The organism is Albimonas pacifica, from assembly GCF_900113695.1.
In the GTDB taxonomy this organism is placed as follows: Bacteria; Pseudomonadota; Alphaproteobacteria; order Rhodobacterales; family Rhodobacteraceae; genus Albimonas; species Albimonas pacifica.
The window spans coordinates 442181-462942 of sequence record NZ_FOQH01000005.1; the positions used below are offsets into that span (position 1 = coordinate 442181).

Annotated in this window: 16 protein-coding genes; 6 read left to right on the forward strand and 10 right to left on the reverse strand. The window is 71.9% G+C overall.

The window, feature by feature from the left end:
• Positions 1-119: 119 nt before the first annotated feature.
• Entirely contained in the window at positions 120-1304 is a 1185-nt protein-coding gene (locus tag BM064_RS13180; RefSeq protein ID WP_092860231.1) for a TIGR03862 family flavoprotein, read from the forward strand.
• A gap of 6 nt (positions 1305-1310) precedes the next feature.
• On the opposite strand, the gene BM064_RS13185 is transcribed toward BM064_RS13180, so the two are convergent.
• The 3 genes from BM064_RS13185 to cobS form a co-directional block, all read right to left on the reverse strand.
• Positions 1311-1943, reverse strand: coding sequence for a hypothetical protein (locus tag BM064_RS13185; protein WP_092860232.1), 633 nt, complete (start codon positions 1941-1943; stop codon positions 1311-1313).
• 213 nt (positions 1944-2156) lie between these two features.
• The gene (gene cobT, locus BM064_RS13190; RefSeq protein WP_092860233.1) at positions 2157-4043 is read right to left on the reverse strand and encodes a cobaltochelatase subunit CobT; all 1887 of its coding nucleotides are present in this window, start codon (positions 4041-4043) and stop codon (positions 2157-2159) included.
• A gap of 128 nt (positions 4044-4171) precedes the next feature.
• Positions 4172-5161 (reverse strand): cobaltochelatase subunit CobS, encoded by a 990-nt coding sequence (cobS, locus tag BM064_RS13195; RefSeq protein WP_092860234.1) that lies wholly within the window; start codon positions 5159-5161, stop codon positions 4172-4174.
• Between the two features lie 239 nt (positions 5162-5400).
• On the opposite strand from cobS, the gene BM064_RS13200 reads away from it, so the two are divergent.
• The gene (locus tag BM064_RS13200; RefSeq protein ID WP_092860235.1) at positions 5401-6120 is read left to right on the forward strand and encodes a thermonuclease family protein; all 720 of its coding nucleotides are present in this window, start codon (positions 5401-5403) and stop codon (positions 6118-6120) included.
• A 418-nt stretch (positions 6121-6538) separates the two neighbouring features.
• Positions 6539-7732, forward strand: coding sequence for a trans-sulfuration enzyme family protein (locus BM064_RS13205; RefSeq protein WP_092860236.1), 1194 nt, complete (start codon positions 6539-6541; stop codon positions 7730-7732).
• 338 nt (positions 7733-8070) lie between these two features.
• Here BM064_RS13205 and BM064_RS13210 read toward each other — a convergent pair whose 3' ends face one another.
• Complete coding sequence (locus BM064_RS13210; protein WP_245779145.1) at positions 8071-8745, reverse strand: J domain-containing protein; 675 nt, start codon at positions 8743-8745, stop codon at positions 8071-8073.
• Positions 8746-8836: 91 nt separating this feature from the next.
• On the opposite strand from BM064_RS13210, the gene BM064_RS13215 reads away from it, so the two are divergent.
• Together BM064_RS13215 and BM064_RS13220 are read left to right on the forward strand one after the other, a co-directional pair.
• Positions 8837-9151: a BolA family protein gene (locus BM064_RS13215; protein ID WP_425426165.1), complete on the forward strand. Its 315-nt coding sequence runs from the start codon at positions 8837-8839 to the stop codon at positions 9149-9151.
• Entirely contained in the window at positions 9148-9333 is a 186-nt protein-coding gene (locus BM064_RS13220; protein WP_092860238.1) for a hypothetical protein, read from the forward strand. The genes BM064_RS13215 and BM064_RS13220 overlap by 4 nt, the downstream gene beginning before the upstream one ends.
• A 91-nt stretch (positions 9334-9424) precedes the next feature.
• On the opposite strand, the gene BM064_RS13225 is transcribed toward BM064_RS13220, so the two are convergent.
• Together BM064_RS13225 and gatB are read right to left on the reverse strand one after the other, a co-directional pair.
• Positions 9425-9889, reverse strand: a complete 465-nt coding sequence (locus BM064_RS13225; protein WP_092860239.1) for a hypothetical protein — start codon at positions 9887-9889, stop codon at positions 9425-9427.
• 413 nt (positions 9890-10302) lie between these two features.
• Positions 10303-11820 carry an Asp-tRNA(Asn)/Glu-tRNA(Gln) amidotransferase subunit GatB gene (gene gatB / locus BM064_RS13230; protein ID WP_092860240.1) on the reverse strand — a complete coding sequence of 506 codons (1518 nt, stop codon included), beginning with the start codon at positions 11818-11820 and terminating at the stop codon, positions 10303-10305.
• Between the two features lie 262 nt (positions 11821-12082).
• Between gatB and BM064_RS13235 the strand changes: the two genes are divergently transcribed.
• Positions 12083-12940, forward strand: a complete 858-nt coding sequence (locus tag BM064_RS13235) for an amino acid ABC transporter substrate-binding protein (RefSeq protein ID WP_092860241.1) — start codon at positions 12083-12085, stop codon at positions 12938-12940.
• 353 nt (positions 12941-13293) lie between these two features.
• Here BM064_RS13235 and glgC read toward each other — a convergent pair whose 3' ends face one another.
• From glgC to BM064_RS13255, 4 genes are all read right to left on the reverse strand, one after another.
• Positions 13294-14604: a glucose-1-phosphate adenylyltransferase gene (gene glgC, locus BM064_RS13240; protein ID WP_245779146.1), complete on the reverse strand. Its 1311-nt coding sequence runs from the start codon at positions 14602-14604 to the stop codon at positions 13294-13296.
• A 115-nt stretch (positions 14605-14719) separates the two neighbouring features.
• Positions 14720-17086: a glucosylglycerol hydrolase gene (gene gghA, locus BM064_RS13245; RefSeq protein WP_092860243.1), complete on the reverse strand. Its 2367-nt coding sequence runs from the start codon at positions 17084-17086 to the stop codon at positions 14720-14722.
• A gap of 55 nt (positions 17087-17141) precedes the next feature.
• Positions 17142-19352: a 1,4-alpha-glucan branching protein GlgB gene (glgB, locus tag BM064_RS13250; RefSeq protein ID WP_245779147.1), complete on the reverse strand. Its 2211-nt coding sequence runs from the start codon at positions 19350-19352 to the stop codon at positions 17142-17144.
• A 133-nt stretch (positions 19353-19485) separates the two neighbouring features.
• Positions 19486-20382, reverse strand: coding sequence for a UTP--glucose-1-phosphate uridylyltransferase (locus tag BM064_RS13255; RefSeq protein WP_092860245.1), 897 nt, complete (start codon positions 20380-20382; stop codon positions 19486-19488).
• Positions 20383-20762 lie beyond the last annotated feature (380 nt).

Below are 20762 nucleotides of genomic sequence, written 5' to 3' on the forward strand. Positions count from 1 at the left end.
CGAAACCTGCCGGCGGATGCGACGCCCGGCCCCTGCGCCGCGCGGGGCCGCAACGCCCTTGCCCTCGCGCGCCCGGCGCGCCATCGAGGGGGCCCCGCGGAGCAGACCCCGAGCACCCCATGTCCGCAACCCCCGCCCTGGTGATCGGCGCCGGCCCCGCCGGCCTGATGGCGGCCGAGGTCCTCTCGGCCCGCGGCCACGCCGTGACCGTGGCCGAGGCGATGCCCTCGCCCGCGCGCAAGTTCCTGATGGCCGGCCGCTCCGGCCTCAACATCACCCGCACGCCCGCGCCCGGGTTCTGCGAGGCCTATGGCGAGGCCGCCCCCTGGCTCGCCCCGATGGTCGCGGCCTTCGGCCCCGCCGAGATCCGCGCCTGGGCGGAGGGGCTGGGGCAGGAGACCTTCGCCGGCTCCACCGGCCGGGTGTTCCCCAGGGCGATGAAGGCCTCGCCCCTGCTGCGCGCCTGGCTGGCGCGGCTGGAGGGGCAGGGCGCGGCGCTGCGCCGCCGCTGGCGCTGGACGGGGTGGCAGGGCGAGGCGCTGCGTTTCGACACGCCCGAGGGCCCGCGGCTCGAGACCCCGGCGGCGACGATCCTGGCGCTCGGGGGGGCGAGCTGGGCGCGGCTCGGCTCGGACGGGGGCTGGGCGAGCCTGCTCGCCGCCCGCGGGGTCGCGCTCGCCCCGTTCCGCCCCGCGAACGTCGGCCTCGCGGTCGACTGGTCCCCGGCGATGGCCCCCCGCTTCGGCGAGCCGGTGAAGGCGGCGGCGCTGCGCGCGGGCCCGCTGGTCAGCCGCGGCGAGTTCGTGATCTCCGCCCGTGGGCTGGAGGGGGGCGGGATCTACGCCGTCTCGGCCGCGGTGCGCGACGGCGCGCCCCTGGTCATCGACCTGCTGCCGGACCTGAGCGAGGCCGAGGCCGCCGCCCGCCTCGCGCGCGCCCGCCGCGGCGAGTCGCTCGCCAACCGCCTGCGCAAGGCGCTGCGCCTCGACCCCGCCCGCCGGGCGCTGGCGATGGAGTTCGCCCGTCCCGCGCCGGAGGCGCCCGCCGCGCTCGCCGCCCGCCTCAAGGCCCTTCCGGTCGCCCATGCCGGGCTGCGGCCGATGGACGAGGCGATCTCGACCGCCGGCGGCGTGAGCCGCGCGGCGCTGGACGAGGGGCTGATGCTGCGCGCGGTCCCCGGCGTCCACTGCGCGGGCGAGATGCTGGACTGGGAGGCGCCCACCGGCGGCTGGCTGCTGACCGCCTGCCTCGCCACCGGCCGCCACGCGGGCCTCGCCGCCGCGGCGCGGCTGGAGGGGGGCTGAGGGCGCTCAGCCCCGCCGGCGGATCAGCCCCAGCGCGCCCAGGCCCGCCGCCAGCAGCGCCAGCGCGCCGGGCAGGGGGGTGGCGACGATCGAGTCGACGTCGACTTGCTGGTACTTCAGCTCCGGCGCCGGCGGGCCGCCGTTGGCGGGCGCGAAGAAGGCGATGTCGACCAGCACCCGCCCCGACCCCTCGTCCAGCGCGCCCGCGACGTCGAGCAGGGTGAGCTGGTCGGGCAGCGGGAACACGAACGGGTCGTAGTCCAGCACGATGTCGCCGAGGTTGTTGTCGAAGCTCGTCAGCGCCAGGTGACGCTCCCCCGGCGGCAGGCCCAGCACGAAGGAGAAGGCGAGATCGGCGAGCGCCCGCGCGGTGTTGGCCAGCGGCTGCACCACGCCGCCCACGATCGCCTCGTCCTCGCCCTGCACCCCGCCCGAGGTCCCGTAGGTGGTGAACTTCAGATAGCTCAGGTCCGCCGCCGTGACGGTCCCCGAGGCGACCGAGGTCTCCCAGTCGATCTGCAGGTAGAGGTAGTCGGGGTTCGGCGCGACCGGCGTCACGTAGGTGGCGAAGGCCGAGGCGGAGGCCGCCGGCAGCGCCAGCGCCGCGGCCAGAAGCAGGGAGGAGGGACGCAGGAACATGGACTTGCGCTCACGACTTGCGCGCGCCGGGCGGGCGCGCGGAGACGACCGGCGGACCGACGCCGGGCCCCCCGACGCAGGCTCCAGCGTCGTTCATTTCGATTAAGAGATCAGCGGACAGAAGGTCGCATCGCGGCGCCGCCCAATGGGCGCCCGCCTGACCTGAGCCCGGCGGAGGCGGGGCGCCCGGGGCGGGCGCGCTCCGGGCGGCGGTCAGGCCGCCCGGCGCATCTTGCCCCGGCGCGCGGCCTTGCCGAGCGCCATCGGGTCGGTGTCGAAGAGCGCGGCCAGCTGCTCGGTCATCGCGCCGGCGAGCTGGTCGACGTCGGTGATCGTCACCGCGCGGTCGTAGTAGCGGGTCACGTCGTGGCCGATGCCGATGGCCAGCAGCTCGACCTGCTTCTTGCGCTCGATCATCGCGATCACGTCGCGCAGGTGCTTCTCGAGGTAGTTCGAGGCGTTGACCGACAGGGTGGAATCGTCCACCGGCGCGCCGTCGGAGATCACCATCAGGATCCGCCGCTGCTCGGGGCGTTTCTCCAGCCGGCGGTGCGCCCATTCCAGCGCCTCGCCGTCGATGTTCTCCTTCAGGAGCCCCTCTTTCATCATCAGGCCAAGAGAGTCCCGCACCCGGCGCCATGGCGCGTCGGCGGGCTTGTAGATGATGTGGCGCAGGTCGTTGAGCCGGCCCGGCGCCTGCGGACGGCCGGCCTGGAGCCACTGCTCCCGGCTCTGCCCGCCCTTCCAGGCGCGGGTGGTGAAGCCCAGCACCTCGACCTTCACCGCGCAGCGCTCCAGCGTGCGGGCGAGGATGTCGGCGCAGATCGCGGCGATCGAGATCGGGCGGCCGCGCATCGAGCCCGAGTTGTCGATCAGCAGCGTCACCACGGTGTCGCGGAACTTGGCGTCCTTCTCGACCTTGAAGCTCAGCGGCGTCGTGGGGTTCGCCACCACGCGCGCGAGACGGGCGGCGTCGAGCACGCCCTCCTCCTTGTCGAACTCCCAGCTCCGGTTCTGCTGGGCCTGCAGCCGGCGCTGGAGCTTGTTGGCGAGCCGGCTGACGGCGCCCTTCAGCGGCTCGAGCTGCTGGTCGAGATAGGCGCGCAGCCGCTCCAGCTCCTCCGGCTCGGCCAGTTCCGTGGCGACCACTTCCTCGTCGTTGGCCGACGAGAAGACCTTGTAGGCCGGGTCGGCCTCGGAGGCGGAGGGCGCGCGCGGGGGGCTGTCGGGCGGGTCGCCCTCGTCCTCGGCCGCGTCGTCGGAGAGGTCGGCGTTCTCGTCCTCGTCGAGCTGCGCCTGGGCGGCGGTGCTGTCGGGCGCCTCGGAGGACTGGTCGTCGGGGGCGTAGTCCTGCTGGTCGTCGCCTTCCTCGTCGCCGCCCTCGTCGGTGTCGGGCTCGGCCTCCTCGCCCTCCTCCTGGTTCTCGTCGTCCTGCTCGTCGGGCTCGTCGGGGTCCTCGCCGAGCTGCTCGCCATAGCCGAGCTGGTCGATCACCTGGCGGGCGATCTTGGCGAAGGCGGTCTGGTCGTCGAGGCTGTCGGAGGCCGCGGTCAGGCTCTCGACCGACTGCTGCTCGAGGAAGCCGCGCCACAGGCCCAGCACGTTCTCGGCGCCCGCCGGCAGGGGGCGGCCGGTCGCCATCTGGCGCAGCATGTAGCCGGCGGCCTCGGCCAGCGGCGCCTTGGCGGGATCGGTGATCTCGGAATAGCCCATCTTGCGCGCCGTCTCGGCCATGCGCGCATCGAGGTTCTGGGCGACGCCGGGCATCGCCTTGGCGCCGATCGCCTCGCAGCGCGCGGTCTCCATCGCCTCGAACAGCGCGCGCGCCATGTCGCCCTGGGGCAGGTAGCGGTTGTGGACGGCGTCGTCATGGAAGCGCATCCGCAGGGCGTAGGCGTCGCCGGCCCCGCGGGCGGCGATCACCTCCTCGCGGCTCATGCGGCGCGAGACCTGGGGCAGGCGCAGGCTGTCGTTGGTCATGCCCGGCGGGTCGACCGAGAAGCTGACCTGCAGGTCGCGGTCGCCCGCCATGGCGCGGGTCGCCTCGGCCAGCGCCTTCTTGAACGGATCTGCGGGGTTGTCGCGGTCGTTCGCGGCCATGAAATGCGCCTCCTGGACCCGCGCCGCCGTCGAACCGGGGCCGGGTCCCGTGATCCGCCCTTGCGCTCAGGCGAGGCGGAACGTGGGGAAGACCGGCCCGAGGGCCGGCCCGGCGGTCGGGCGGGCGATCAGCCCAGCGCGACCGAAGCGGCGCTTTCCGGAAGCTCCTTGCCGAAGCAGCGCTGGTAGAACTCGGCGACCGTCTGGCGCTCGAGCTCGTCGCACTTGTTGAGGAAGGTCAGCCGGAAGGCGAATCCGATGTCGCCGCCGAAGATGCGCGCGTTCTCGGCCCAGGCCAGCACCGTGCGCGGCGACATCACGGTCGAGAGATCGCCGTTCATGAAGGCCGAGCGGGTCAGGTCGGCCACCGTCACCATCCGCGAGATCGTGGTGCGGCCCTCGGCGGTGTCGTAGTCCTTGTTCTTCGCCAGCACGATGCCGCACTCGGCGTCGTGGGGCAGGTAGTTCAGCGTCACCACCATCGACCAGCGGTCCATCTGGCCCTGGTTGATCTGCTGGGTGCCGTGGTAGAGGCCGGTCGTGTCGCCCAGGCCCACCGTGTTCGCGGTCGCGAACAGGCGGAAATAGGGGTGCGGGTGGATGACCTCGTTCTGGTCCAGAAGGGTCAGCTTGCCGTCCACCTCCAGCACGCGCTGGATCACGAACATCACGTCCGGGCGGCCGGCGTCGTATTCGTCGAAGACGATGGCGACGTTGTTCTTCAGCGCCCAGGGCAGGATGCCCTCATGGAACTCGGTGACCTGCTTGCCGTCGCGGATCTTGATCGCGTCCTTGCCGATCAGGTCGATGCGGGAGATGTGGCTGTCGAGGTTCACGCGCACGCAGGGCCAGTTCAGGCGGGCGGCGACCTGCTCGATGTGAGTCGACTTGCCGGTGCCGTGATAGCCCTGGATCATCACGCGGCGGTTGTGGGCGAAGCCCGCCAGGATCGCCATCGTGGTGTCGCGGTCGAACTGGTAGGTGGGGTCCATCGTCGGCACGCGGTCGTTGGCCTCGGCGAAGCCTTTGACAGTCATGTCGGAATCGATGCCGAAGACCTCGCGCACCGAAATGTCTTTGGTGGGGGTCATCGCATCGGGGGTCGCGCCGTCGGCCATCGTATCGCTCGCTTTCCGCCGGTCCGGTCCGGCCTGTCCTTGCGGATGTTTCGTGCAGCATATGATCCGCAGGCGCAAGGGCGCCAGCGGCGAGGCGCCGCGTCGGGCGCCCGGATCGCCGAAACCGCGGGCAGGGCGGCGCAGCGGCGCCCCGGGCGGGGCATGACGCGGCTCGGGGCCCGGGTTAAGAGACGCGTTAAGAAACCCTAACAGATCCCGGATCGAGTCTCGGAGCCGCCATGTCCTGCCGCCGCCGCCTCGCCGCGTCGCTCTGCGCCGCGCTGGCCGTCGCCTCCGCCGCCTTCGCCGGCGATCCCGGCCGCATCGCGGGTCCCGCCGAGGTCACCGACGGCGACACGCTCAGGATCGCCGGCCAGCGCATCCGCCTGCTGGAGATCGACGCGCCCGAACGCGCGCAGACCTGTCTCGACGCCGCCGGCGCGCCCTGGCCCTGCGGCGAGGCCTCGACGCAGGCGCTCGCCGAACTGATCGACGGCGCGAAGGTGAGCTGCGCCTGGGAGGAGATCGACCGCTACGACCGCCCGCTCGCCCGCTGCGAGGCGCGGGGACGCGACCTCGGCCGGGCGATGATCGCGGCGGGCCAGGCGGTGATCTACCGCGGCCGCCCGGAGCTCTACGGCGACGTCGAAGCGCAGGCCAAGGCCGCGAAGCTCGGCATGTGGTCGGGCGACTTCGACACGCCCTGGGCGTTCCGCCGCAACGGCCCCTCGCCGAAGATCGCCAGGACCGGCGCCGCCCTCGACGCGGCGCTGGAGGCCGAGAAGGGCCCCGGCTCGCCCTGTCCGATCAAGGGCAACGTCTCGGGCAACGGGCGGATCTACCACATGCCGGGCCAGGCGGATTACCTGCGCACGAAGATCGACGAATCGAAGGGCGAGCGCTGGTTCTGCACCGAGCCCGAGGCCCGCGACGCCGGCTGGCGCCCCGCCGCCCGCTGAGCCCGCCGCGCCGCCTTCCCAGAGGCGCCGCGCGGGAGGTCGCGCGCGGGGCGCGCCGCCGGCCACGCCCCGCAAAGCGCCTGTTCTCCGGAGCCGTCTCTCGCGGATGCCGCCCGGAGCGACTCGGCCCCCGGGGTCAAGGATCGCGAAGCGACCCGCGCTTGCGCGGGCTTGTCCTTGACCCCGGGGGCCGAGTCGCTCAGGCATCGCAAGCGAGAGACGGATCCGGGGAACAGGCGCGGGCTTGTTCTTGGGTGAGTCAGGAGCCCGCCGGAGGCTCCTGTCCCCGAAGGGTCTTCCAGTCCTCCCCCGAAAGCGCCCCCGCCAGGCCCGCCCGCAGGGCGCCCACGCGCCCGCTTCCCGCCCGCTCCCCGCTCGCGCTACACAGGCGCGTCGCCGATCGATCCTGGAGTTCCCGATGTCAGACCGCGCCCCGTCCGATCCCGCCCGCCGCCCGACGCCTCCGGCCTCGGTCTCCCGTCCGGTGGCGAGCCCGATCTGGCCCTCCGTGGTCTGGCGGGCGGAGGACGCGGACGCGCTCGACGCTCAGTACGAGGGCCGGACCCGCGGCTACGCCTACGCGCGCGAATCCCACCCCAACGCCGAGATGCTGGCCGCGGCCATCGACGCGCTCGAGGGCGTGCCCGAGGCGGGGGGCGGCGGGCTGATGTTCGGCTCGGGGATGGGGGCGGTCTCGGCGGTGCTGCTGGGGCTGCTGAAATCCGGCGACCGGGTGATCGCCTCGAACCAGCTCTACGGGCGGACCCTGCGGATGATGACCCAGGACCTGCCGCGCTTCGGCATCGGGGTCGAGTTCATCGACCCCACCGACGCCGCCGCCTGGGCGACGGCCGCGAGGACCCCGGCGGCGATGATCTTCGCCGAGGTCGTCTCGAACCCCACGCTGCGCGTCGCCGACATGGAGGCGGCGCGCGCCGCGGCGCAGGCCTCCGGCGCCCTCTTCGTCGTCGACAACACGTTCACCACGCCCCGCGGCTGGCGGCCGTTCGAGCATGGCGCGGACGTCGTGCTGCATTCGGTCACCAAGCTGCTGGCCGGGCATTCCGACGCGACGCTGGGCTGGGTGGCGGCGCGGGATCCGGGGGTGCGCGAAAAGCTCTTCGCGGCCCAGGGCTCGATCGGCGCCACCGCCAGCCCCTTCGACTGCTGGCTGGCGGAGCGGGGCGTGCTCAGCTTCGGCCTGCGCTACGACCGGGCCGAGGCCAACGCCTCGGCGCTCGCCGACCACCTCGCGACCCTGCCGGGCGTCGAGGCCGCGATCTATCCCGGCCGCCCCGACCACCCCGACCACAACCGGGCGGGGGCGCTGCTGCAGGGGCGCTTCGGGACCATGGTCGCCTTCCGCCTCGCCGGCGGCCGGGCCGCGGCCAACGCCTTCATCCGCGCGGCCGAGCAGTTGCCCTTCGCGCCCTCGCTGGGCGACGTGCAGACGCTGCTCAGCCACCCGCCCTCCTCCTCCCATCGCGCGCTGACCGAGGAGGGGCGCCTGGCGCTGGGGATCACCCAGGGGTTCATCCGCGTCTCGGTCGGGATCGAGGAGATCGAGACGCTGAAGCGCGAGTTCTCGACGGCGGTCGCGGCGGCGGTCTGAAAGGGCGAGCGGTCTGCAGGCGCCCTGCGGGCGGGCTTGGCTGCGGGGCGCCTGTCGCGAGGCTGCGCGGGACTGGAGAGGGGGAGCCTCCGGCGGGCTCCCGACTCACCCAAGAACAAGCCCCGCGCCTGTTCTCCGGATCCGTCCATCGCGTCCGATGCCTGAGCGAGTCGCCCCCGGGGGTCAAGGACAAGCCCCCTTCGGGGGTCGCTGCGCGATCCTTGACCCCCGGGGGCGACTCGCTCTGATCGGCATCCGCGATGGACGGCTCCGGAGAACAGGCGCTCTGCGGGGGCCGGCGGGCGTCGCGCGCGGGCGGCTGGACGGGGCGGCGGGGGTCAGGCGGGGAAGTTGCGGCTGGTCTTGATCTGCTCCCAGGCCCAGATGACCTTCGAGAGGCGGTCCTCGGCGTCGCGGCTGCCGCCGTTCATGTCGGGGTGCAGGTCCTTGACCAGCGCCTTGTAGCGGGTGCGGATGGCGGCGCGCCCGGCCTCGTCCTCGACGCCCAGGATCTCCAGCGCCCGGCGCTCGTTCGCCGGCAGCAGCCGGCGCCTGGGGCGGGCGGGGGAGGTCTCCTGCGCCTTGCCGGGATTGATGGTGGCGTTCTCGCCCAGCACCTGGAACGGGTCGTTGTAGCCGAAGCGCCGCCAGGCCTGGCCCTCGGCATGGCCGTTGGCCGAGACCTGCGGCTTGCCGTCCTTGCCGATCCGCCAGGTCGGCCGGTCCCAGACGGTGGCGTGGCGCAGGTAGTCCTCGACCTCCTCGTCGGAGCGGTCGCGGAAGTAGTTCCAGGCGCGGTTGTACTCGCGCACATGCTCCAGGCAGAACCAGTGGAAGCTCTCCAGGTCGTCGGGCGAGCGCGGCGCGCGGTAGAGGCCCGGCCGGTCGCAGCCCTCGCACTCGCACTGGCGCTCGCCCCCCTCGAACGCGCCCGTATGCCCGCGCCGGCGGGCCCGGCGCGCCTTGTCGGCGGAGACGGAGACGTCGTAGTCGAGGAACGAGCGGCGCGTCACGCGGGTCTTCCTTTCGTTCGGCTTGCGGGTCGGTCGGCGACCCGACAGTCTAGCCCGCAGACGCCCGAGGAACAGCCGGAGGATGCCGACGATGCGCGGGAACGACGCAGGAGAGCAGGCGGAGGGCGGGGCCGAGGGTCCCTGGGCCCGCCGCATGCGGGAGAAGCTGGTCGCCGAGTTCAACCCCAGCGAGCTGGCGATCGTGGACGAATCCGAGGGACACCGCGGACACGGCGGGTATCGCGAGGGCGGCGAGACCCATTTTCGCGTCCATGTGAGGTCAGCCGCGTTCGACGGCAAGAGTCGGGTGCAACGTCAACGCATGGTGATGAGCCTGCTGAAGCCGGAGATGGAGGCGCGGGTCCACGCGCTCTCGCTGTCGCTCGCCGGCGAGGCGGGCCCGTGACCCGGCTGCTGGCGCTCGCGGCGCTCGGCGCGCTCTCGGGCTGCGCGGTGGCGAGCGTGGCGGGGACGGTGGTCTCGACCACCGTCTCGGTCGCAGGGACCGCGGTCTCGACCACGGCCGACGTGGTGGGGTCGGGGGTGAGCGCCGTGGTGGGGGACGACGACGACGAGGACGAGGACTGAGGCGCGCGCGGCGCCTCGGCCCGCAGCAGGACGGGGCCGGCGAAGGGATCGCCGGCCCCCTGCGTCCTCGGTCCTGTCCGGACGGGCCGGCTCAGCGGTCGGCGGGGCCCAGGCGGGGTCCCTCGGCGGCGGGGTCGCGCATCTCGGGCTCGAGGCGCATCATCGCGGCGTCGGGATCGGCGGCGACGCCCTGGGCGCGGCCCTGCGCCTGGGGCGCGGGCGCCGGGGCGGGCTCGGGGCGCTGGAAGGCGGGGGCGGGCTCGCCGAAGCCGGGCTCGGCCCAGTCGCGGGCCGGGGCGGGGGCCGCGGGGCGCACCTGCTCGCGCACCCGGCGGAACACCAGGACCGAGTGGAACACCGTCTCGCGCCGCGACAGCCAGCCGTGCTTCTCCTCGCAGGGCAGGTTCTCGGCGCGCAGGAATTCCCAGCCGTCGATCGCTTCGGAGGAGAGCATCTCCTCGATCGTTCGGGCGAAGCTCTCGGCGCCCTTCGCGACGCCGCGGTAGCGGCCCGCGCGGCGAGGGGCGGCGACGGTCTTGTACTCGTATGCGCTCATTCGGCTGGATTCCCGGTTGCTCTTGCAGCGGACCCTAGCCCGCGGATCGCCCATTTCCAACGGCCCCCGCACATGCCCGCGGCGGCAGCGTCCCCGGCGCCACGCGCAGACCCGTCCGGGAGCGCCTGTTCTCCGGAGCTGTCCATCGCGGGCGCCGATCAGAGCGACTCGCCCCCGGCCGTCAAGGATCGCGCAGCGACCCCGCGAAGCGGGGCTTGTCCTTGACGGCCGGGGGCGAGTCGCTCAGGCAGCCCGAGCGATGGACGGCTCCGGAGAACAGGCGCGGGCTTGTTCTCTGGTGAGTTCCGGAGCCCGCCGGAGGCTCGGCCCCCGGATCGGCTCCCGCCGCCCCCAATCGGCGCCGCCCCGGCCAAGCCCGCCCGCAGGGCGCCTCCGGGCCGGGGAGCCCGCGCTCAGACCCCCAGCTTCTCGCGCACGATCTGGTTCACCGCCTTGGGGTTCGCCTTGCCGCCGGTCGCCTTCATGACCTGGCCCACGAACCACCCCGCCAGCGACGGCTTCTCCTGGGCCTGCGCCACCTTGTCGGGGTTCGCGGCGATAACCTCGTCGACGGCCGCCTCGATGGCGCCCGTGTCGGAGACCTGCTTCATCCCCTTGCGCTCCACGAGCTCGGCGGGATCGGCGCCCTTCTCCTCGGACCACAGCAGGTCGAGCACGTCCTTGCCGCCCTTGCCCGAGATCGCGTCCGAGCTGACCAGGTCGATCACGCCGCCCAGCTGCTGCGCGCTCACCGGGCTCTCGTCGATCGAATGCCCCTCCTTGTTGAGGCGCCCGAACAGCTCGTTGATCACCCAGTTGGCGGCGGTCTTGCCGTCGCGGCCTTCGGCCACCGCCTCGAAGAAGGCGGCGTTCTCGTGCTCGGCGGTCAGGACCGAGGCGTCGTATTCGGTCATCCCGTAGGCCTCGACGAAGCGCTTCTTCTTGGCGTCGGGCAGCTCGGGCAGGCTGTCGCGGACGCGGGCCACGTAGGCCTCGTCGATCTCCAGCGGCAGCAGGTCGGGGTCGGGGAAATAGCGGTAGTCGTGCGCCTCCTCCTTGGAGCGCATCGAGCGGGTCTCGCCCTTGTTGGGATCGTAGAGCCGCGTCTCCTGGTCGACCGAGCCGCCGTCCTCGAGGATCGCGATCTGGCGGCGCGCCTCGTAGTCGATCGCCTGCTGGATGAAGCGCATCGAGTTCATGTTCTTGATCTCGCAGCGCGTGCCCAGCACGGAGAAGTCGCCCGTCTCGCGGAACCGCTCGTAGTCGCCCGGCTTGCAGACCGAGACGTTGACGTCCGCGCGCAGCGAGCCTTCCTGCATGTTGCCGTCGCAGGCGCCGAGATAGCGCAGGATCTGGCGCAGCTTGCGCACGTATTCCGCCGCCTCCTCGGGGCCGCGGATGTCGGGGCGGGAGACGATCTCCATCAGCGCGACGCCGGTGCGGTTGAGGTCCACGAAGCTCAGCGACGGGTCCATGTCGTGGATCGACTTGCCCGCGTCCTGCTCGAGGTGGATGCGCTCGATGCGGACTTTCCGCGCCACCCCGGGCTCCATGTCCACCAGCACCTCGCCCTCGCCCACGATCGGGTGCTTGAACTGGCTGATCTGGTAGCCCTGCGGCAGGTCCGGGTAGAAGTAGTTCTTGCGGTCGAAGACCGAGCGCAGGTTGATCCGCGCGTTCAGCCCCAGGCCCGCGCGCACCGCCTGCTCGACGCAGAAGTCGTTGATCACCGGCAGCATGCCGGGCATCGCCGCGTCGACGAGGGAGACGTTGGTGTTGGGCTCGGCGCCGAAGGCGGTCGAGGCGCCGGAGAACAGCTTCGACTTCGAGAGGACCTGGGCATGGACCTCCATGCCGATCACGATCTCCCAGTCGCCCTGGGCGCCGTGAAGGACCTTCGCCTGCGGTTCGCGGTAGTCGAGCGCTTCCATGCTTCGTCGGGGCCTCTTGCGGGGGGCGCCGCGCGCGAGGGGCGCGCGCGGGCGGGGCGGGGGTCGGCTGCGCGGCCGGGCGCCGCGCGGCGGGTGTCGCCCGGGGGATAGCGCGAAGGGGGCGGGATTTCCAGACGCCGCGGGGCGGCGGCGGTCGGCGGGCCGGACGCGGGCGCGCGGCCGCGGCGGGGCGCGGGACCGAGCCGCGGGTTGCCTCGCCCCGGCGGAGGCGCGAGAGTGAGCCCGAAAGCGGGAGGGGCGCGTGGCGGGACGGGGTGCGAAACGGTGGGCGCTGGCGGCGCTGGCGGTCGGGATGCTGGCGGGGATCGCGCCGGCGGCGGCCGACGTGCTGGACGACGCCCTGGCGCGCGGGACGCTGCGGCTGGGCTACCGGCTCGACGCGCCGCCCTTCTCCTACGCCGACGACGCGGGCCGGCCGGCGGGGCTGGCCGTTCAGCTCTGCGCTGCGGCCGCCCCGGGGCTGGTCGAGGCCGCGGGCGGGGGGATCGCGGTCGAATGGGTCCCCGTCACCGCCGCAGCCCGCTTCGAGGCGCTGGTCGAGGGGCGCATCGACCTGCTGTGCGGGCCCACCACCCAGACCCTGAAGCGGCGGGCGAGCCTCGATTTCTCGATCCCCTACTATGTCGACGGCGCCGGCATCGTGTTCCGCAAGGGCGGCCCGGAGGCGCTGGAGCGGCTGACCGACGAGCCGGTGGGCGTGCTCAACGGCACCACCACCGAGGCGCTGGCCCGCAAGGTGCTGGCCGAGCACGCGCCGGGCGCGCGGCTCGTCCTGTTCCGCAGCCATGTCGAGGGGCTGGAGGCGCTGCAGCGCGGCGACGTGGAGGCCTATCTGGGCGACCAGTCGATCCTGCTCTACCAGCTCGGCCGGATGCGCCCCACGGTGCAGCCGGTGATCGCGCGGCGCATGCTCTCGCGCGAGCCCTATGCGCTGGCGATGAAGCGGGGCGAGAGCCGGCTGCGCCTGGCGATCGACCGCGAGCTGAGCCGGATCTACGAGAGCGGCGCGATCTACGGGCTGATCCAGGAGTCGCTGGGACGCGTGCAGATCAGCCCGGAGATCGAGGCGATCTACGACGTGGTGGCGATCCCCGACTGACCGTGCGCCGGCGGGCGCCGGGGGACGGAGGCGCCCTGCGGGCGGGCTTGGCTGCGGCGCGAGGATGGGGAGGCTTCGCAGAGGCTGCTTGCGGGGAGCCTCCGGCGGGCTCCGAACTCACCAAAGAACAAGGCCCCCGCGCCTGTTCTCCAGATCCGTCCATCGCGTCCGATGCCTGAGCGACTCGCCCGCCCCGGTCAAGGACAAGCCGCGCAAGCGCGGTCGCTGCGCGATCCTTGACCGGGGCGGGCGAGTCGCTCTGATCGGCATCCGCGATGGACGGCTCCGGAGAACAGGCGCTCTGCGAGGGCCCCCGGCGTCGCGCCGGGGCGCCCGGGCGGGCGGGCGTCGGGTCAGGAGACGACGCCCGCGAGCTCGCCGCCCAGCGCCTCGGCGCGGCGGCGGAGCATGTCGGCGGTGATCAGGATCACCCCGCCCTCCGAGACCCGGAACCAGCGCGCGTCCTCGGCCCGGTCCTCGCCGACCACCAGGCCGCGCGGGATCTCGACGCCCGAGTCGATCACCACGTTGCGCAGGCGCGCGTGGCGGTTGACCGTCACGTAGGGCAGGGCGACCACCTGGCGCAGCTCCGAGTAGGAATGCGCCTTCACCCCGGTGAACAGCAGGCTCTCGCGCACCTGCGAGCCCGAGACGATGCAGCCCCCCGAGACCAGGGCGTTGAAGGCCGAGCCGCGGCGCCCGTCGCTGTCGTGCACGAACTTCGCCGGCGGGGTCAGCTCGGAATAGGTCCAGATCGGCCAGTCGTTCGACCAGATGTCGAGCGAGGGCTCGAACTGGGTCAGGTCGATGTTGGCCTGGTGGAAGGCGTCCACCGTGCCCACGTCGCGCCAGTAGGGCTCGGTCTCGTCGCCGGTCATCACGCAGCTTTCGGAGAAGCTGTGCGCCTGCGCGCCGCCCGCCGCCACCAGCGCCGGGATGATGTCCTTGCCGAAGTCGTGCTCCGAGCGCGCGTCCTCGGCGTCGGCCTGCAGGATGTCGATCAGCTTCGCGGTCTCGAACACGTAGATGCCCATCGAGGCGAGGCAGCGGCCCGGGCGGCCCGGCATCTCCGGCGGGTCGGCGGGCTTTTCGAGGAACTCGGTGATCTTGCCGCCGTCGCCCACGGCCATCACGCCGAAGGCCGAGGCCTCTTCCCTTGAGACCTCGATGCAGCCGACGGTGACGTCCGCGCCGCTCTCGACGTGCTGGGCGATCATCCGGCTGTAGTCCATCTTGTAGATGTGGTCGCCGGCCAGGATCACCATGTACTTGGGCTCGTAGCCCTCGACGATGTCGATGTTCTGGAACACCGCGTCGGCGGTGCCGAGATACCAGTTGCGCTCGTCCACCCGCTGGCTGGCGGGCAGGATGTCGAGCCCCTCGCCGCGCGACGAGTTGAAGAACGACCAGCCCCGCTGCAGGTGGCGGATCAGCGAGTGCGCCTTGTACTGCGTCGCCACCCCGATGCGCCGGATGCCCGAGTTGACCGCGTTCGACAGCGCGAAGTCGATGATCCGCGCCTTGCCGCCGAAATAGACCGCCGGTTTCGCGCGCCGGTCGGTCAGCTCGCGCAGGCGCGAGCCGCGGCCCCCCGCGAGGACGAAGGCCATCGACTGTCGGGCGAGGCCTCCGGGATCCGAGGCGCCCCTGTGCGTGCCGTGCATCCGACCCTCCCTTGCGTCGGTTCGTCCCGAACCGGGACCATAGACGATTCCCGGGGCGGCGCATTGAGATTGCGCCGCTTTCTCACGCTTTTCGCGCCCGGACGTCCCCGCAGCCTCAGTCGGGGCGACGGGTGAACACAACCCCCATCGAGTCCCGCAGCGTGATCGGCCCGCCCGTGTAGTCCGGCCCGATCGAGGGCGTGCGCAGCGCCAGCTCCCACCCCTCCTGGCTCCAGGCCTGGTGGTCGAGGGTCAGGGGATCGAAGTCGGTGGTCTCGCCCCCCTCCATATGCACCACCATGTACACCTGCTCCCCGTCCGGTCCGTGGCGGAAGGAGGTGAACAGGACCGTGCCGTCCACCGGCTGGGCGTAGGAGAAGCTGTCGCGCGGCCCGAAGTTGTTGCGAAGCCACGGGCGTTTCGCGCGGAACTCGCGCAGGGCGAGGCCGAAGGAGGTCTGCGCCTCCGACAGCCGGTCCACGTAGCCCGCGACGTTGCAGTAGTCGTGCATGTCGTCCATCCAGGCCCGCGCGATCAGCTTCAGACCCGCCGGCGTGAAGGGCTTGGGCCCCGAGAGCGGCGGGTCGACCGCGTTCAGCAGCCCCGAGATCACGTCGAGGTCGTAGTCCGTCACCTCGACCAGCGCCGGCAGCACCTTGAGGTAGCGGTCGAGATCCTCGCGCGTCTCGAAGCCCAGCGCCTTCAGCCGGGCGAAGGAGGAGGGCATCGAGAAGGCGTATTCGTCGACCTGCCAGTCGAAGCTGATCGCCTCCTCGGCCATGATCTTCACGCCGTACTTGTCGTCCTGGTTGCGGATGAAGCCCCAGGACGCCCGCGCGACCGCGTTGAGGAAGTCCATCGGCACGCCCGGAAACGCCGCGTAGGTCAGCATCGAGATCGCGGGGTTGTCGTAGGCGTGGTCGAGGATGTCCATCCGCGTGTCGCCGAGCCGCGTGTTCACGTTGAGCTTGGGGTTCACCTGCGTGCCCCGGCGCAGCGTGTCGTGGTTGGCGCAGCCCGAGATCCAGTTCGAGCCGCCCTCGACGATCTCGCGGATCCGCCACCATTTCGACAGCCAGAACGTGTAGAGGAACGGCGTGTTGTGGGCGAAGGTCAGCGGGCCCCACTGGAACACGTCGTCGTCGCGCTGGGTCTCGATCACCGCCTTGTAGGTCGAGGAGAGCTCCCAGTCCTCCTGCGGCCAGGGGCGGCCGTCCTCGAACACGAACCAGGGGCGGAACTTCGCGCCGGCGACCTCCTGCACGACGTCCGCCATCTCCTGGAGGTAGTCGTCGTCGTGGCGCATCACCTCGGCGTCGGCGTCCCACCACTTGAAGTCCTGGGCGCCGTCGACGCGGATCCCGTCGGCGCCGAAATCGCCCTTGCGCCGCTGCATCTCCAGCAGCATCGCGCGCACGTTCCAGTTCCGGTAGTTGACGTTCTGGCCGTACATGTTGGGCCCGGCGAACCAGTGGCGGTTGAGCACCTCGAGCCCCTGGTTGTCGGAATGCCCGTAGACCACGTCGAAGATCAGCTTCTTGGGCTTGCCGGGGAAGTTGTGCAGCGCCGCGGCCACGTCGACCAGCTCGTCCGGGCGCCCGGTCTCGAGGATCGCGGGGTTCACGCCCGCCATGCCGGCCAGCACGTTGTCGTAGCCCCAGTTGGTGGTGTCGGGGCGGCGCAGGTCGATGGTCACCACGTCGCCGTAGTCGGCGTCGTCGTGCCAGAAGCTCGGGCCCGCCTCGTAGACCGTGGTCGGCTCGACGGGCAGGAGCTGCACGGCGTCGTAGCCCAGGAACAGCCGGTCGGCGGGCTCCAGCGCGCCGCCGTGGCGCACGCGGTCGCCCACGTGCTCGATCTGTCGCGCGAGGCTCGCGAGCGTGCGGCCCACCGTGGCGGTCGAGGTGTGGATCTGCAGGATGTTGACCGGGGGCCCGAGCTTGGTCGGCGCGCCGTCGGGGCCGGGCTCCAGCCCCTCGAAATAGGCCTTGTCTGCGCGGGCCGCCTGCATGGCGGCGACGTCGTAGAGCTCGGCCGGGGCGAAGACGCCGAAGGGGACCGAGATCGCCATCGGGTCGAAGATCCGCTTCCAGTAGCCGTTGGCGTCGCGCCAGGTCAGGCAGTAGAAGTCGCCGATCTGCTCGCGCGTGCCCGCCCGCATCCCCTGCACCGCGCAGAACACCCAGGCGTCGGTGCGCGCCACCGGAACCCGGGTGCGCCGGAAGCGGGCGTTCTGGCGCGAGACCGTCAGCGAGACCTGGGCGTCGGGCTGCAGCACCTCGAGGAACACGTCCCCGTCGGGGATGCGCATCTCCAGCAGCTCGGGGGCCCAGAAGCCGAACTCGGCCGTCTCGCCCTTCACGAAGGCGCCCATCCGCTTGGCGGTGAGCTGCGCCGCCTCGTAGTTGGTTCCGGCCGAGGCGTGGACGATGCGGCAGTGTTCCGCAAGCGCCTCGGTGGCGGCGTCGTCGCGAAGGATCATAGGAGGCCGTCTCCTTTTCGGGGGAACAGGGTTGGGGCGGGGCGCGCAGGCGCCCTCAGCCCTCCAGTTCGAAGATCATGCCGGTCAGCGGCGGCAGCGAGAGCTTCAGCGAATGCTCGAACCCATGCGCCGGGGCCGCGTCCGCCTGGACCGTGCCTGAGGGCCCTCTGCCAGCGCCGCCATAGGCTTGCGCGTCGGAGTTCACACGGGTTCTCCAGGCGCCTGCGGCCGGCACGCCGATGCGCCAGTCGTCGTATTGCGCGCCGGAGAAGTTGTAGACGCACAGCACCGGCTTCGCGCCCTCCGCCAGCCGCAGCCAGGCGTAGACCGACTGCGCCTCGGCCGAGCCGTCGACCCAGCGGAAGCCGTCCTCGCGGCAGTCGCCTTTGTGCAACGCCTCAGCATCGCGGTACAGGTGATTGAGATCGCGCACCAATTTTCGCAGCCCATCGTGCTTCGGATCGGCCAGCAGGTCCCAGTCGACCGAGGTCTCGTGGTTCCACTCGGTGGCCTGGCCGAACTCCTGCCCCATGAACAGGAGCTTCTTGCCGGGGTGTCCGAACATGAAGGCGTAATAGGCTCGAAGGTTTGCGAATTTCCCCCACATGTCGCCCGGCATCTTGGCCAGCATCGAGCCCTTGCCGTGCACCACCTCGTCATGGCTGATCGGGAGGACGAAGTTCTCCGAGAAGGCGTAGTGCAGGCCGAAGCTGATCTCGCCGTGGTGGTGGCGGCGGTGGATCGGGTCGCGCTCGATGTACTGGAGCGTGTCGTGCATCCAGCCCATGTTCCACTTGAACCCGAAGCCCAAGCCCCCGTCGTGGACGGGCTTCGAGACGCCGGGCCAGGCGGTCGACTCCTCGGCGATGGTCATCACCGAGGGATCGTCGCCGTAGACCTCGGCGTTCACGCGGCGCAGGAAGTTCACCGACTCCCAGTTCTCCCGCCCGCCGTCGCGGTTGGGCACCCACTCGCCCGGTTTGCGCGAGTAGTCGCGGTAGAGCATCGAGGCCACCGCATCCACCCGCAGGCCGTCGACATGGTGCTCGGTCAGCCAGTAGCGCCCGTTGGCGGCGAGGAAGTTCGCGACCTCGCGCCGGCCGAGGTTGTAGATCAGCGTGTTCCAGTCGGGGTGATAGCCCTGCCGGGGGTCGTCGTGTTCATAGAGGTGCGTGCCGTCGAACTTCGCCAGCCCGTGCGCGTCCGAGGGGAAATGCGCCGGCACCCAGTCGAGGATCAGCCCCAGGCCCGCGGCGTGGCAGGCCTCGACGAAGTCGCGGAACTCGTGCGGACCGCCGAGGCGGGAGGTCGGGGCGTAGAGCCCGACGGGCTGGTAGCCCCAGGAGCCGTCGAACGGATGCTCGGTGATCGGCAGCGCCTCGATATGGGTGAAGCCCATCTCGGCGACGTAGGGGACCATCTGCTCGGCGAGGTCGCGCCAGCTCAGCCACTCCCACAGGTTCTTCTTCTTCCACGAGGGCAGGTGCGCCTCGTAGATCGAGATCGGGGCGTCGACCGACTGGCGGGCGGCCCGGCTCTCCATCCAGGCCGCGTCGCGCCACTTGCGCCCGCGCAGGTCGCGCACGACCGAGCAGTTGTCGGGGCGCATCTCGGCGCCGAAGCCCACGGGGTCGGACTTGGGGGGCAGCAGCTCCCAGTCGGGGCCCAGCAGCTCGTACTTGTAGCGCGCGCCGTCGCCCACGGCGGGGATGAAGATCTCCCACACGCCGGTGGAGCCGCGGGGGCGCAGCACGTGGCGCCGGCCGTCCCAGTCGTTGAAGTCGCCGACCACCGAGACGCGCCTGGCGGAGGGGGCCCAGACCGCGAAGGAGGTTCCCTGCACGCCCTCATGCTCGCGCACATGGGCGCCGAGCACGTCCCACAGGCGGCCGTGGGCGCCCTCGGCGAAGAGGTGCTCGTCGAGCTCGCCGAGGATCGGGGCGAAGCGGTAGACCTCCTTCACCTCCCAGTCGGTCCCGCCCCGCCAGGCGCGGTAGTTCCAGGCCTCGGGGCGGGCGTCGAGCAGGGCTGCGAAGACGTCCGCGCCCTGGGGGGAGAGTTCGGCGAAGGTCTCGCCCTCGAGGTCGATGGCCTCGACGCGCTCGGCGCCGGGGACGAAGGCCGCGAGGCGCCAGGCGTCATCCTGCGGATGCGCGCCGAGCACGTCGAACAGCGAGGATTGGCGGCCCTGGGCGATGCGCTCGGCCAACTCCGTCGGAATCAGCGGGCCGGCCCCGGTTTCGATCCGGTGCGGGCGATAGGTCACGACGATCTCTTCCATGTCTGCGCGCGGCGGGGCCGCGACGGGGCAGGGCGAAGCTGTCCTGGAAACAGTAGGGCGCCGGACCCCGGGGGACCACCCGTCCCCCGGTCTCCGGCGCCCTGAATTTTCCGCCGGTTCACTCGGCGGCGATGCGGTCCGGCCGAGCCGTGGCGAGGCCGTGGGCGGCCAGCACGTCGCGGAACTCGGGGTGCGAGGCCGCAAGGTGCAGCTTGGCGGCGAGCATCCCGGCCTTGGACCCGCAGTCGAAGCGCGTGCCCGAGAACTCGAAGCCGGCGAGGCCGACGCGCTTGAGCCCGGTGGCGATCGAGTCGGTGAGCTGGATCTCCCCGCCCGCGCCGGGCTTCTGGGCGGCCAGGTCCTCGAAGATCGAGCTGTCGAGCACGTAGCGGCCCACCACCGCGAGGCGCGAGGGCGCATCCTCGGGTTTCGGCTTCTCGACCATGCCCTTGGCGCGGGTGAAGCGGCCGTTGCGCTCGAGCGGGTCGAGCACGCCGTAGGACTTGGTCTCGGCCTGGGCGACCTCCATGGCGGCGACGAGATGCCCGCCGGTCTCGGCATGGGCCTCGACCATCTCCTTCAGGCAGCCCGGCTCGCCCAGGATCAGGTCGTCGGGCAGGACCACGGCGAAGGCCTCCTCCTGCACGTGGTCGCGCGCCATCAGCACCGCGTGGCCCAGGCCCAGCGGCTCGGGCTGCATGACGAACTCGATCTCCTCGTGCTCGGCGGCGGCCATGCCCTTGAGCATCGCGGCGAGGTCGTCCTTGCCCCGCGCGCAGAGCGTCGCATGCAGGTCGTGGTCGTGGCGCACGTAGTCCTCGATCGCGCCCTTGGTGGGGTGCGAGACGAAGACCATGCGGGTGAAGCCGGCCGCGCGCGCCTCGTCCATGGCGAACTGGATCAGGGGCTTGTCGATGACCGGCAGCAGCTCCTTCGGGGTCGCCTTGGTGGCGGGCAGGAAGCGGGTTCCGAGACCGGCCACGGGAAAAACGACGGTACGGATGCGCGAGGTCATCGCTGGCTCCTTGTCTGACGAGGATCGGGTACGCGGTACGCAGGACGGCGGCGGGGGACCGGCGCCGAGGGCGCCGCTTTTCGCGGCAGGGCGGCGGCGCCCTGCGCGACGGATGCATTGGAAACGTGCGATCTTCCCACTCGTGCGCTCATGATGCTCAGAGTTTAGCGAAAGTTCCCGCGTTTCAAGGTTTTCTTGCTGCGCCGCAGCGCGGACCGCATTCTGGGGGCGGTTCATCTCAGTATCATGACGGCGGAATTCGCCTGCGGGCCCAACTGGATGCCCGGCTCCAAAAAGATGCGACGGGATGTCCCGAATTCGTATTGCGGTCTGCATGTAGAGTTGGGCGAAAGAATGGCCGCTTTCGGGGCGCCCTTTTG